This window comes from Sulfuricurvum sp. (assembly GCF_028713855.1).
GTDB lineage: Bacteria > Campylobacterota > Campylobacteria > Campylobacterales > Sulfurimonadaceae > Sulfuricurvum.
This window is the reverse complement of the sequence record NZ_JAQTNN010000011.1, coordinates 1-12115: the sequence shown is the minus strand read 5'-3', so window position 1 is coordinate 12115 and position 12115 is coordinate 1. Positions and strand designations below refer to the sequence as shown.

The 12115-nt window shown below is 39.9% G+C and carries 18 protein-coding genes; 5 read left to right on the top strand and 13 right to left on the bottom strand.

The window, feature by feature from the left end; genetic code table 11:
• Position 1: 1 nt before the first annotated feature.
• The 6 genes from PHI47_RS10475 to PHI47_RS10450 form a co-directional block, all read right to left on the bottom strand.
• A complete protein-coding gene (locus PHI47_RS10475; protein ID WP_299936887.1) occupies positions 2-481 on the bottom strand; it encodes a GNAT family N-acetyltransferase in 480 nt (159 codons plus the stop codon).
• Positions 481-1095 (bottom strand): pyridoxamine 5'-phosphate oxidase family protein, encoded by a 615-nt coding sequence (locus PHI47_RS10470; protein ID WP_299936885.1) that lies wholly within the window; start codon positions 1093-1095, stop codon positions 481-483. Before PHI47_RS10470 ends, PHI47_RS10475 begins: the two co-directional genes overlap by 1 nt.
• 69 nt (positions 1096-1164) lie before the next feature.
• A complete protein-coding gene (locus PHI47_RS10465; protein ID WP_299936883.1) occupies positions 1165-1482 on the bottom strand; it encodes a hypothetical protein in 318 nt (105 codons plus the stop codon).
• A 202-nt stretch (positions 1483-1684) separates the two neighbouring features.
• Complete coding sequence (locus tag PHI47_RS10460) at positions 1685-2281, bottom strand: hypothetical protein (RefSeq protein WP_299936880.1); 597 nt, start codon at positions 2279-2281, stop codon at positions 1685-1687.
• Between the two features lie 2 nt (positions 2282-2283).
• Entirely contained in the window at positions 2284-2646 is a 363-nt protein-coding gene (locus PHI47_RS10455; RefSeq protein ID WP_299936877.1) for a nuclear transport factor 2 family protein, read from the bottom strand.
• Entirely contained in the window at positions 2647-4698 is a 2052-nt protein-coding gene (locus PHI47_RS10450; protein WP_299936875.1) for a 2-isopropylmalate synthase, read from the bottom strand.
• A 32-nt stretch (positions 4699-4730) separates the two neighbouring features.
• Between PHI47_RS10450 and PHI47_RS10445 the strand changes: the two genes are divergently transcribed.
• The 3 genes from PHI47_RS10445 to PHI47_RS10435 all read left to right on the top strand — a co-directional run bounded on the left by PHI47_RS10445 (position 4731) and on the right by PHI47_RS10435 (position 5672).
• Positions 4731-4868, top strand: a complete 138-nt coding sequence (locus PHI47_RS10445; RefSeq protein WP_299936873.1) for a hypothetical protein — start codon at positions 4731-4733, stop codon at positions 4866-4868.
• Positions 4869-5033: 165 nt separating this feature from the next.
• Entirely contained in the window at positions 5034-5216 is a 183-nt protein-coding gene (locus tag PHI47_RS10440; protein WP_299936868.1) for a hypothetical protein, read from the top strand.
• 48 nt (positions 5217-5264) lie between these two features.
• Positions 5265-5672: a DUF3293 domain-containing protein gene (locus PHI47_RS10435; RefSeq protein ID WP_299936865.1), complete on the top strand. Its 408-nt coding sequence runs from the start codon at positions 5265-5267 to the stop codon at positions 5670-5672.
• Between the two features lie 16 nt (positions 5673-5688).
• On the opposite strand, the gene PHI47_RS10430 is transcribed toward PHI47_RS10435, so the two are convergent.
• From PHI47_RS10430 to PHI47_RS10405, 6 genes are all read right to left on the bottom strand, one after another.
• Entirely contained in the window at positions 5689-5919 is a 231-nt protein-coding gene (locus PHI47_RS10430) for a hypothetical protein (RefSeq protein WP_299936863.1), read from the bottom strand.
• Between the two features lie 14 nt (positions 5920-5933).
• Positions 5934-6155 carry a hypothetical protein gene (locus PHI47_RS10425; protein WP_299936861.1) on the bottom strand — a complete coding sequence of 74 codons (222 nt, stop codon included), beginning with the start codon at positions 6153-6155 and terminating at the stop codon, positions 5934-5936.
• A gap of 202 nt (positions 6156-6357) precedes the next feature.
• Positions 6358-6570, bottom strand: a complete 213-nt coding sequence (locus PHI47_RS10420) for a hypothetical protein (RefSeq protein ID WP_299936859.1) — start codon at positions 6568-6570, stop codon at positions 6358-6360.
• Between the two features lie 101 nt (positions 6571-6671).
• Positions 6672-7055, bottom strand: a complete 384-nt coding sequence (locus PHI47_RS10415; protein WP_299936856.1) for a hypothetical protein — start codon at positions 7053-7055, stop codon at positions 6672-6674.
• Between the two features lie 109 nt (positions 7056-7164).
• Positions 7165-7983 carry a ParB/RepB/Spo0J family partition protein gene (locus PHI47_RS10410; protein ID WP_299936853.1) on the bottom strand — a complete coding sequence of 273 codons (819 nt, stop codon included), beginning with the start codon at positions 7981-7983 and terminating at the stop codon, positions 7165-7167.
• Positions 7964-8623: a ParA family protein gene (locus PHI47_RS10405; protein WP_299936851.1), complete on the bottom strand. Its 660-nt coding sequence runs from the start codon at positions 8621-8623 to the stop codon at positions 7964-7966. Before PHI47_RS10405 ends, PHI47_RS10410 begins: the two co-directional genes overlap by 20 nt.
• A gap of 123 nt (positions 8624-8746) precedes the next feature.
• On the opposite strand from PHI47_RS10405, the gene PHI47_RS10400 reads away from it, so the two are divergent.
• Together PHI47_RS10400 and PHI47_RS10395 are read left to right on the top strand one after the other, a co-directional pair.
• A complete protein-coding gene (locus tag PHI47_RS10400) occupies positions 8747-9958 on the top strand; it encodes an AAA family ATPase (RefSeq protein WP_299936848.1) in 1212 nt (403 codons plus the stop codon).
• The gene (locus PHI47_RS10395; RefSeq protein WP_299936845.1) at positions 9959-10822 is read left to right on the top strand and encodes a RepB family plasmid replication initiator protein; all 864 of its coding nucleotides are present in this window, start codon (positions 9959-9961) and stop codon (positions 10820-10822) included.
• Positions 10823-11538: 716 nt separating this feature from the next.
• Here PHI47_RS10395 and PHI47_RS10390 read toward each other — a convergent pair.
• Positions 11539-11820 carry an HU family DNA-binding protein gene (locus PHI47_RS10390; protein WP_299892109.1) on the bottom strand — a complete coding sequence of 94 codons (282 nt, stop codon included), beginning with the start codon at positions 11818-11820 and terminating at the stop codon, positions 11539-11541.
• Positions 11821-12115 lie beyond the last annotated feature (295 nt).

Here is a 12115-nt window from a genome sequence, read left to right as displayed (position 1 = left end):
TTCACAAAACTCTCTTTAACTTTCGTCCGCCGGAGATTTCAAACCCTTCACGTTCATAAAACGATAAAGTCGCATCGAACTGAGGTAACGGAGGAGTTGTTACTTCAAGCCGTTTCCAGCCTCTCTGATCACCGTAATCTTTTAGTGCTTGAATCAACATCTTTCCGATACCTTGAGAACGGTAGGATGGTTTAACATACAACTCCGCCATTGTTCCGAAAGCTCCTTCAGCATACAAAGCATACCCTTCGTAGCTACTCACAAAGCCGATAATTTGATTCGATAGTTCATCTATCGCGATAAAGACAAAATTCTTTTCAGATTCTATAAAATCCACCAGCCGTTCTTTAGTCTCTTCCAGATCAAAATGAAATACGTCGATACCGATACGATCCATAATCTCTTGTAAAAGTTCGCCGACTAAGATCGCTATAGCATCCGATTGATCTTTTATAGCTCGAAAAATAATGGTTTTTTGCATTATACATCCGCTTGTTTCTGAAATTGTTGCATCAACTGAATCGTTGCATTATCCACAGAGCCATTTCGCTCTTCTATATGTTTGATAAGTGTATCGTACCGCTCTTTCGGTAAATTTTGCCCCGCTTTGACTTTGAGGCTCATCACGTTCGGTACGATTTTATAGACCCCCGTTAGCTCCATCATTTTCGTATCAATCGGGTTTCCCGCATCAATGGGGTCGTATTTCCCCTCCGGTTGCATTGTCTCCATCAGTGCCGTCAATCCGAACGCTTTTTCCCGCTCATCTCTTACCCGTACCGCTTGACCGCTGATATGCACCGACGTAAAAAACTGTGTCGCGGGATATGCCGCACTCGTATCGCTAAAATAGGACGGGATATAGGCATAAGGCTTCACGACCAAAAACGCCACCTTTGCACTCTCACCTATCGCTTCGACTTTGCGTCCCTCAATGCTTCCGTGAAAGTACACCGTACCCTCACGATAGGCGAAATTAACTGCAACTCCATAAGGCTCACCACGGCTCATAAGTGACAATACCCCGTACTCGCATTCGCTTAATACCGATTCGATGGCTTGCGGGTCGGTAACTTCAAATTCTGATCGTCTCATAAAAAAACCTTTAAATCCAATTGATAATTATCTTGAATCTCTATCTTCATTACTGATAAATAGTTTACTTTAGGCAAAATTATTTGTTCGTGGAAATTTGAAGTCGCATCCAAAAATTATTTCATCACTTTTTGTGCCAATAACATCTGATTTCTCAACGCATAGAATTAATAAAGTGACTGTGCATTCACTGTCTTGTTTTTGTATGAGCATTCTTAGATCATGCTCTGTTTTTTTGACATCACATTTATCTTCAATATCTTTCCAATATGTAGTATTAAATCCTGTACATTTCCAACCATTTGTTTCTAATAGCTTGTTTATTTTATCATTAGTAGCTACTTGACATCCGCTAAGTCCATAATCCACAATATATATTTTTGACATTTTCCAATTTCCTTTTTTAGATAATTTAAGCTTCTATAATGTTATCTAATTCCACTTAATTGTGATCTTGCCGAAGAAGCGGGAATCAGACTCTATTTTACAAATGAGTATTCAGGGGGAGGATGGAATTCGGCGGATTTGAGATGGAGGAGATCGAACCTGCGGTTAGAGCATTTGCAGATGTATGTAATAAATAAAAAGGTTAATTTATTTTTTTAGAAATTCTCATAAGAAATTCTTTTGGGGAATGCTCTTTCAGGATTGGTGTATAAAAATACGACTTCGAACCATCCAAATACCCTATGTCAAAACTAATTTGATGAAGCAAATCTTGAGCTAGTTGAAGAGCTTCATCCAATTTGTCATTTGGAATAGTAGCTTCAATCATTTTCTTTCCCATGAGTACATCATAATCAAAATGAGCCAAGCGTTTATTCCGAAAATCTTTAATCTTCATTTGCTCAATTATTTTTTCAATATTCTCCCAAATTTTTCTTGTACTATCACTCAAGTTATTCTCAGAACGATTTAGTAATGCCTTGAATGATAGATTTTCATCTCCACAAGACTTGCGTCCATCGACAAAAAGTGCGGCAACACCAAGAATCAATCTTGTACTAATACTTACTCTGATAGTTGCTTCAATCTCACGGAAATTGTTTTTCAAAATTTGTTCATTTTCCTTTGAATCGAATAGCCCTCGATATATTTCAAGATCTCTTCGCAAATCAGCAACAATATAAAGCATCTTATAAATACTATCTGCAATTTCTGTAAAATCTATTGTCTCTTCATTCATTTTTAACCCTCCCTATAATGCGCCGCAGCTTTAAAAACCTTACCGTTCTCATCGAAAAAGAAAACCTCTACCGCCTTTTTATCCAACACCGACGTATACGTGAGGGCGATAGAATCCGTTCCGACAAATACACTATCCAGTACGAAATGCAGATCGCTAAATTTCTCCAATGCCGCCGCCCAATACTGAGCGACCGCCTCTTTGCCTCTCAACGTCCCGCCCGATTCAGGGCTAAACGAGCTAATAAACGGCGAACTCATCTCGAAATCATCACTGTAATGGGATAAAATTGATTCTAAATCGTGGCTATTCCACGCCTCGACCCACTCATGGGCGAAACGTTCTGCAAATACTGTATCAATCATTTATTTCCCCCTCACCGCTCTAACTCTCAAACGTACATAATCAACATGCCAACCGTTGTTCTCATCAAATAATATCGGTTTCGTAATCCTACTAGCTTCTTCTTTAAACACACTAAACTCCTCGCGACTCAAATGAGCCGTTACCCCATTGGCGAAAAGATCAAGCCAGTTGGCGATATCATCCACGGGGGTCGGTCTCGGAATTAACTCAATGTATTCTACTCTAAACCCGCTCGACTCCAAGAGGGTACGATATTCTTCCACACTCGGAAAGTACCACGGGTCTTCAAACACTCCAAATTCAGGATGATTTTTAAACACCTCTTTCATCGCATTGACGGCGGTTTTACAATTACCTACCCCTCCAAACTCTGCGACGAATCTTCCATGGGGGTTTAAGGCATCATGGATGTTTTTAACAGCGGTTTCACTCTCTTTTACCCAGTGAAGCACTGCATTGGAAAAAACCGCATCAAATCGGTTTTTAAACTCCAACTCCGTAGCGCTCATTACCGTTGCATCAATCCCTTTTGCTCTTGCATTTTTTACCATCTCGTGACTCAAATCGACTCCCGTTACTCTCGCACCGCTCTTTTGGATTTCAAGTGCCAATGTTCCCTCACCGCATCCCAAATCCAATATTTCCTCCCCCTCTATCGGAGCAAGTAAGTCAACGACGGGCAATGCCAAGGTTGAGACAAACGACGCATGGTTGTTGTATTCCTGCGCATTCCAACTGTTTTCATTACGTTTCATCATCCCCTCATAAATCCCAAGCACCTCGTCACTGCTGATTTCACCGCCTCGTTTTTGCGAAATGCGTTTTACCTCGTCGGCAAGCTTCGTCTGCATCTCGTTGGGGACTTCGATACCGTAGATCTCTTTTAACACATACGCCACTCCCCCTTTGCCCGATTGGGAGTTGATACGGATCGAGTCTTTGTACTCTCTGCCGATATCGCGCGGGTCTATCGCCAAATACGGTACTTCCCATGTGGAGCTGTTTTGCCCTCTGTAGTGTTCCATTCCCTTTTTGATCGCATCTTGGTGTGTGCCTGAAAACGCCGTGTAGATCATCGATCCTACATACGGATGACGTTCGGCGACACTCAACCCTGTAATGCTCGTGATACGGCTTAATATCTCATCCACTTTCTCAACCCTCAAACACGGATTGATCCCTTGGGAAAAATAGTTGAACGCCAACGTAATCAAATCAACATTTCCTGCCCGCTCGCCATTTCCAAGAATCGTCCCCTCCACTCTCTGAGCTCCTGCCAATACCGCCAACTCCGCACTCGCGACCGCGCATCCTCGGTCATTGTGCGGATGGACACTGATGATGACGCTCTCACGGTTTTTTATATGCTTGGACATCCACTCGATACGATCGGCATAGACATTAGGCGAACACGCTTCCAACGTATTGGGTAAGTTCAAAATCATCGGATGCTCCTGCGTCGGTTCCCACGCTGTAATAACCGCATTGGAGATATCGCGGGCAAAATCCAACTCGGTTTGCGAAAAGCTCTCCGGCGAATACTCAAACACCACCTCTCCGCCAAAGCTCTGTGCTTCGCGTTTAATACACTCTACACCCAGCAATGCCAACTCTATGATCTGCTCACGACTGCGACGAAAGACGACACTGCGTTGATTGGTGGCGGTCGGATTATAAAGGTGCATATTGATCCGCTTCGCCCCGTGCAATGCCTCGAAACTACGGATGATATGACGCTCTATCGAGGGGACAAGCACTCCGATGGTGACATCCTCAGGGATTAATCCCTCCTCGATCAAACGACGGCAAAAATCAAACTCCGTCTGTGACGCGCTGGGGTAAGCGACCTCGATCTCTTTGAACCCAAACTCGACCAATGCTTTGAAATAGGCAATTTTTTGCTCTATCCCCATCGGGTTGGCTAATGCTTGATTCCCATCACGTAAATCGGTACTGACCCATCGCGGGGCAACTGTGGCAGATTTATCCGCCCACTCTCGTTTATCCAATTTTACCGTTGGATACGGTGTATATTTTGTATGCGTGTGCATAGAGATATCCTCATATAGTTAACAATGAAAAAATGCTGACATACGGACGCACTGCGCCCGATGCGGCAAAACTAAAAATTAAAAAAAAGAAATTGAAAAAGTGGAAATTACAGCAGGTTCAGCAGGAGGAGAGAGAGGCTCGCGATACGGTTATCCGTAATAGGTTGTGAAATAGGCATAGTATAACTTTTCATAGTCTCTCCTTTGTATGTATTGTTGAAATTGTATCGGTTAATAATTGAGAATGCAACCTTGTTGTATTCGAATGGATCTTTTTTTTAATGGTTATCAAAATATTTGCCGATATATCCCTAACTCCAAAAGGAGGATAAATTATGGATCCAATCAATTCACAAGGTGGAATGGGACCGCAGATGTACGCTTTGAAAAAAGCGATTCATACGCAAGAGCAAGGGATTATGAAATTGCTTGAGAGTGCCCCTGTTCCTCAAGATTCCAACGCATCACTAGCTGCCGAGCTGACCGGTCTGGGTCAGAATCTCGACATCAAGGCTTGATTTTAGCATTCAGCTAAGCTCAAGCTATCTTGATGCTATACTGATTGCATGAAAGACATTTACGATAACACCCATTTTAGAATCTCTCACAATGCTGAAGAGATCGATTTTACCATTGACACCCTACCCGCTTACGCACCCTTTAATGCACCTTTTGCCATTCTCACCGCATGGAATCCAAACAATCAACCACTTAGTCTTGAGGAAAATACGGCTCGTAACGAACAGCTCTTTGAGAAGCTTTTAGAGTACGGATATCCGTTTGATGAAGCATTAGGCTATTTAGATGAACATAGCGAAGAGAGTTATTGTATTTATGAGATCTCATTTGAAGATGCGATTGAATTAGCAAAAGTGGAGGAGCAATACGCGATCTTTTATCGCTCTGCGACCCATGTCGGCTATTATGAGTGTAAAACAGGAGTGGCAATTACCGAAAGAGTATTGGAAAAATAGCATTCAACACCCCACCCTACTCCAGGATATTCGCCCATACGCTACGTAGCTTTGGGGTGTAATAGATCAATGCATCCTCACAACATAACCGTTTGGGTTTCTCTTTGATGTGCAAGGTAGTGCGAAACTCTCCGTCAATCATACGAATACTCATAATCTCATCCATAACACACTCACCATAGGTGCGCCCTTTGGCCGTTTCGGTTTTAATCCGAGGATGAAGTTCTAATTCTTCTATCTCGTCCATTTTGTGTTCTCACCTTAGTCTCGAATGCTATCTGGGAGATTACGGTCACGTTTGAGCGCATCAATGGCGGCATCAACGGCGCGTTTGAGTTTGAGTACCGCTTCGAGCCCCTCTTTATCTTTGGTGATATTGAGAGTTCCCTCAATTGTAATCGTGTCGGTACCGTTTTGAATAAGGAGATTACCAGTGGTGAATCCGTCCGTATCGTTTTCATATGCCATAAAAGGTTGCTGCATGGTGTTCTTCTCTTATGGATTGTTTATCATTAGTGCAATGATAACACACCTCTAAGCCTCAGAAGTGTTTTATTGCACCCTAGAGTTGTTTATGATTCGTTCATCGCTCTAAGGAGGCTAAAAAATGCTCTGAGAGGATACAGTAGAAGCTTCAAGGGTTGTTTGTGCTCTATAGGTCACAACTATAGCAATTTTGCAAAGGTCAACTCTTGTGTGGTTGGTTTGGAACACAGCAATCGTTTATTCCCAAAATAGACCCCGCGATAATGGCTGGGCTGAGGCGGTATTTATGGCCGTATTCGATATCGGAGAGCTTTTCTTCTGCTATGGCTTTGGCATCGTTTTCACAGTACCCTCCCAGTTCACATAAGGTCTCAATCACTTCTGTGTGAAAATCATTCAACGAGTTCATCATGGATATCCCCTACTCTATGCATCCAAATGCGAGGTTGGTGATGTGGTACTCTTTGGTGTGTTTACTGCGACTACCGAACAGTTTTTTAAATAGACGTTTTATCATGCATATCTCTCTAGCAAAGGGTGTTCCCTCTCATCAAGGAGGACATGATCGTAGATAAAGGCAATGCTCTCTTCCATCACACTCGATACCCTTTGTACAAAGGGGTTATTGGATGGTGAAATTTGTTCTACAATCATATCGACGACACTTTGCCCCCCTACCCTCGCCTTGGCATTGTGCAATCTGCCAAAGAGACGCATCAGTTCTCTGTGAGCATGTATGGAGGCAATGTCCTCTTCACTCTTTTGCTTTTTAAAGGCGTAGCGGGTGTACTTGAAGTAGTGCAAGAAGAACAGTGCTGCCAATTCATTTGTTTCAAGATATTTTTTCATAATCACCAGTCTATGACGTTTTTCAATAAATCGGTCATTATGTGGCAAATTGAAATATCCTTCACACTATGATAATCCATTTATATCTCTATACTTTCTTTTGTTTGCGTGAGAGGGAGAGAGGTGTTGTAAAGTTGTGCATGCACAACTTTCCTATTTATTCTCCAATGAGCTCTTTGATTTGGCTAATCAAGGATTCGACTTTTTCTTTTTTATCAGCTTTCAAGCCTAACGTATTAATGACAATTTTATTTTTAGATACTTCTACACGATCTTTAGGTTTTGCTGGTTTAGATAACGCTTTTTTTATAGTTTCCAACGCATCGGTTCGTGAAAGGGTCTTGATTTGCATATAAAGCTTTTCTACAAGATCACTATTTACTTTATTGAGAGAGGATAAAACTGTAATATCACTGTACTTATCTGCTTTGATTTTATCCAGAAGAGAAGAGGGCAGTCGGAGAACAGATAAGGTTTTAGATAACCAACTTTTCGACACTCCTATAGCTTCTGCTAAATCATTCTGAGTTTCTACGATTTTGTCTTCAAGAATCTTCTTAAATGCTATAGCATTTTCAATAGGGTTCATTTCACTTCGTTGTAAATTTTCGACCAAAGGTAAAAGTGCCAGTTGTGCATGCACAACTTTATCCATAACCACCGCTTTAATAAACTCTTTTTCAAGCAGCTTATGCGCTTCAAAACGTCTATGTCCAGCAATAATAGTCAATACGTCATTATCCTTACTGACAACAATAGGTTGTAAAAGACCATTTTGTTCTATAGAGTCCGCAAGCTCTTTAAGTGCAATGGGTTCCATTTCAATACGCGGTTGATAAGGATTGGCTTGTAATTTAGAAAGAGGGATTTCGATTACAACATCAGGATTTTTTTCGACGGCTTGAATCTGCTCTGTTAAAGCTGCATTTTGTGAGATTTTCTTTGCTAATGAATAATCAATCTTTTTTCTTGTCATTTATCCCTACCTTACGTTTAATCTCTTTAACAAATTCTTTTAGCTCTTTTGTGGATTCAGACTTTTTATCTAATTCTCTAACACTAAAGCCATACGCGACACTATTCGCAAAGTCTACTCGTCTTCGCATCATAGAGTCCATTAAACTAAAATGTTTAGAGCTGTTAATAAATGCATTGACTTCATCAAATTTTTTCTGATTTGGATTGGTTTTGTTAAGAACAACATTCGTAACAATGCTCACACCTGATTGTTCTGATAATTCGCGCAAGATACTCTCATACTTTTGAAGTCCTAAAATCTCTGTAAACTCACTCGATACTGGAGTAATGATAAAATCACTGACCAAGATAGCAAAACGATTGAGACTTGAATCAAACCCTCCAGAATCAACAATCACAATAGTTTCGTCGTCCATAGATTCAAAGTAATTTTCTAACTCTTCGGCCATTGTAAAAATATGAACAGGCAAAGGAGTTTGTCCCATCTCTTCTCGAATTTGATTATAGGCTGTTACGGTTTGCTGAACATCCAAGTCTATAACTTCAACGTTATTCTTTCGTGCTAGTTCTAATGCTATGTTATAGGCGAGGGTGGATTTCCCTACACCGCCCTTTTGGTGTGATATCGTAATAATCATCTTCTATCCCAATCTATTTGCCTTAGTATAGCAAAAATCATGCCCTAGTGTTAGTGTTGTTAGTATTTTTGTGAGTTGAAGCAAAGTATGCTAAAATATCTCATACAATAGCAAAGGAAGTTGATGACTCACCAGTTATACGATATTGATCTCGAACGTACTTTGCTTGCAAGTTTAATATTTGAACCGAATTTAATAAACGATTTTTATCATCAGCTTAGTTCACAAGAACTTTGTTTTCATGAATCACATCAAATCATTTTAAAAACTATTTTGAATCTTCACTCCAACGGTATACCGGTAGAAGAGGGGATGATCAATAATTCTTTGAAAAAAAATGGTCATGTTTTTGAAAATGAACTCATTTTGATTCTCACTGCAACACCTGTTGCAACTATTCGACCTTACATAGACTCCTTGGGCGAGTTAAGTAACAAACGTCAGTTAACCTCTCTTATTCATTCATTCAATCATGACCTTCATAATGAGTCTATTGCTTCTACAGCTTTGCTCTCAAAAACCCTAGAAAAGTTTGAAAATTTCAGACAAACTCACCGAGTAGAATTGTTTGAAACACATGACATTGTTTCACTCAAAGCGGAAGAGGCTGATTTTATTTGTAAAGAGTGGCTCCCTTTTCCCAAAAAAACCGTTTCACTCATTTCTGCTCCAGGTGGCAGCGGAAAAAGTTGGATGGTTTTACAGCTTATGATGCGCTACCTCACTGAATCTCCAACTGCCAAAACATTTGCATGGTTATCAGAAGATCCAGTTGGATTAACTGCACATCGTGCTGAAAAAATAGCTTCTTCAATAGTTGCTAAACCACTGGAATATTTCAAGGGCAGAATGGCAATTAGTAACAGTCCTACAATCCAAGTATTGATAGAGCAGGGAAGGGGAGTCGAAGTTAATGCTTTTTTTAGCGATTTCAAAAAAAGTCTCTCTATGTATGACCTGATTATCCTTGACCCGCTTATCGCCTTCTTCGGAGCAGATGAAAACAACAATGTTCACGCTCGAAAATTCATGCAACTATTTACCGAATGGGCTGCAAAAGAAAATAAAACAATTATCTTTATCCATCATAGTACAAAGAACACCACTCAAGCACGCGGTGCGAGTGCGTTTACCGATGCGGTACGCTTAGTCTATGAAGTCAGTGTTGTTACTGATAAAAAAGGAGAAGTTGATGAAACTCGTAGCCATTTACGAAAAATCTCTCTCACCAAAGACAACTATGGCGCTGCAAAACTTTTGGGAGGCAAATATGTTTCACGGCAGATTTTTCCCGAAACAAAAGTAGACCCCAAATCGTTCATGAAGGATTTTTAAGTGGAAAAACAACAACTTGTATTCAAAGAATTTGATATTGTTAAAAAATTTGAAAATTCTAATGCCACGGTCAGCGAACTACGAACAGGTGTTTTTGCCCCAATTGAAAAAATTAGTTCAACTTCCAAAACCTACACACAATTCATTGAAAATCAAAAGAAACGCTATATAGAGACCAGCTGGGGTAAAACAGTTATCAAAGGTAACATACTCACTCAAACTCATAGGGATTTATTAGACTGTCTTTTTGCTGGTGCTAAAGAAATTAAAGAAATGGAGGGTGGAGCTATCGCCATCTATTTTTCAACTTCTGATATCCTCAAATCTTACAGTGGAACCACATCGCGCAATACTAAATGGCTCAAAGACAAACTCGATGAAATTCAAACGACTGCAATCGAGTTTCGAACGACTGATGGGGAAGACTTCTATAGTTTCAATATTATTAGCTCTTTCGCTTATAGTACAAAGCATAAAAGTTTTGGAATCGTCATTACGCCTGAATACAGAAAATACTTCGAAGATCAGCTTACCGTTAATTACACTAAAGAATTGCCAAAACTTCTAAAAGTCAAAAGTGCTCTCCTTCGAGCAGTTATCCGCTTCTTTTGGACACATGCACAAGCAAGTACTATGAGTATCGATAATCTTCTTCAAACCATTGGCTTCCCAATGGAATCCATCCGTACAAAACAAACAGCTATCAAAGAGATCCGTGATAGTGCTGAACTTTTAAAAGACTATGGAATCACTTATGAGCCAAAAACAAAATTGATTTACCGTAAAGCCTCTTTCGACAATAGCATTACCTTTATGAGTACTCCAAATAAAACAAAAGAACTTCCAGGTCTTTCTGAGGAATAGGGTGAGTCAAGGGGTAAAGACCCTTGATCTCTCCCGTTCATCTATAGATATCTATTTATTCTATAAATATCTATAAATACCTATAGAGCTTCACAATATGACTTCGTTTTATGAGGTATATGACTTCGTTTTGTCACTAAATGACTTCGCCAAAGTAGTATATGACTTCGTAAGATGTATTAAATGACTTCGCGACTATAGTCTAAATATATCTTTCTTCACAATATGACTTCGTTTTTTCTTACTATATGCATTTCTATATGCTGATAATAATACCCATATGATCCAAAACGTAGTCAAATTGTGCATGTAATAGGCTAAATCATAAAAATAGTAACATTATTCAATGGATGAAACCAAAGAATATAAATACTTCACAATATGACTTCGTTTTTTGAGTGAAGTGAGGATGCCAGCAGGACAATTTGATACAAAATTCACAATATGACTTCGTAATTACAGCATAGTTATATGAAAACACAACATGACTTCGCTTTAGAGAGTTACTAGCAAAAAATTCACAATATGACTTCGTAATTACAGCATAGTTATATGAAAAAATAAATCTACTCCCGCGCAGGAGTAGATGAAAAATACTCTTAGAAAATCCCTATATTATTGGATTTAAGAGACTTTTTTTTGCAGTTTTTAGGGAAAGTAAATGAGAGTGAAAACGAGAAGGTAAGTGATGAAATTTTTTATTTTGTAGCCAGGAATTATTTCCCAGCTACTTTTTCTTTTAACACTGAGCTCGCAGCGAACTTAGCAACAGTTGTTGCAGGTTTGCTGTAGGTCTTATCTGTACCTGGAACTTTTCCTTCTTTAGCAGCTTGAGTAGCTGTCTTGAATGACCCGAATCCCGGAAGTGCTACATCTTCTTTAGCACTTAGTGCTTCAGTGATAGCAGCAGTAACTGCATCGATAGCCGCGTCAGCTGCTGCTTTTGAAGAATACTCTCCATGTTTTTGTACGAGTTCTACGAATTGTGCTTTATTCATGAGTGTCCTTGGTCAATAATTTGAAGGCGCGATTATAGCACGCTGAAGTGGGGAAGTGAAATTATTGCGAAAGATTGATAATGATCAGGAGTGTAATGATAGAAGCAGGGGAGGGGACTTCTCCCCTAGAGTTTAGCAATATATTCAGAAAGTGTTTTCATATCAGCATCATTAAGAGTTGCAGTCTGACCTTTCATGATCGCACCCATACCTTTGGTATTGCGGGTTCCCGCTTTATAGGCTTTAAGAGCATCGAGGGTTTTAGCTAAACTCCATCCTGCAATCACTTCAGATT

Bases quoted from the DNA above. Each gene is read 5' to 3' on its own strand.
- PHI47_RS10475 (WP_299936887.1), bottom strand. From the start codon at position 481: ATGCAAAAAACCATTATTTTTCGAGCTATAAAAGATCAATCGGATGCT.
- PHI47_RS10470 (WP_299936885.1), bottom strand. From the start codon at position 1,095: ATGAGACGATCAGAATTTGAAGTTACCGACCCGCAAGCCATCGAATCG.
- PHI47_RS10465 (WP_299936883.1), bottom strand. From the start codon at position 1,482: ATGTCAAAAATATATATTGTGGATTATGGACTTAGCGGATGTCAAGTA.
- PHI47_RS10460 (WP_299936880.1), bottom strand. From the start codon at position 2,281: ATGAATGAAGAGACAATAGATTTTACAGAAATTGCAGATAGTATTTAT.
- PHI47_RS10455 (WP_299936877.1), bottom strand. From the start codon at position 2,646: ATGATTGATACAGTATTTGCAGAACGTTTCGCCCATGAGTGGGTCGAG.
- PHI47_RS10450 (WP_299936875.1), bottom strand. From the start codon at position 4,698: ATGCACACGCATACAAAATATACACCGTATCCAACGGTAAAATTGGAT.
- PHI47_RS10445 (WP_299936873.1), top strand. From the start codon at position 4,731: ATGCTGACATACGGACGCACTGCGCCCGATGCGGCAAAACTAAAAATT.
- PHI47_RS10440 (WP_299936868.1), top strand. From the start codon at position 5,034: ATGGATCCAATCAATTCACAAGGTGGAATGGGACCGCAGATGTACGCT.
- PHI47_RS10435 (WP_299936865.1), top strand. From the start codon at position 5,265: ATGAAAGACATTTACGATAACACCCATTTTAGAATCTCTCACAATGCT.
- PHI47_RS10430 (WP_299936863.1), bottom strand. From the start codon at position 5,919: ATGGACGAGATAGAAGAATTAGAACTTCATCCTCGGATTAAAACCGAA.
- PHI47_RS10425 (WP_299936861.1), bottom strand. From the start codon at position 6,155: ATGCAGCAACCTTTTATGGCATATGAAAACGATACGGACGGATTCACC.
- PHI47_RS10420 (WP_299936859.1), bottom strand. From the start codon at position 6,570: ATGATGAACTCGTTGAATGATTTTCACACAGAAGTGATTGAGACCTTA.
- PHI47_RS10410 (WP_299936853.1), bottom strand. From the start codon at position 7,983: ATGACAAGAAAAAAGATTGATTATTCATTAGCAAAGAAAATCTCACAA.
- PHI47_RS10405 (WP_299936851.1), bottom strand. From the start codon at position 8,623: ATGATTATTACGATATCACACCAAAAGGGCGGTGTAGGGAAATCCACC.
- PHI47_RS10400 (WP_299936848.1), top strand. From the start codon at position 8,747: ATGACTCACCAGTTATACGATATTGATCTCGAACGTACTTTGCTTGCA.
- PHI47_RS10390 (WP_299892109.1), bottom strand. From the start codon at position 11,820: ATGAATAAAGCACAATTCGTAGAACTCGTACAAAAACATGGAGAGTAT.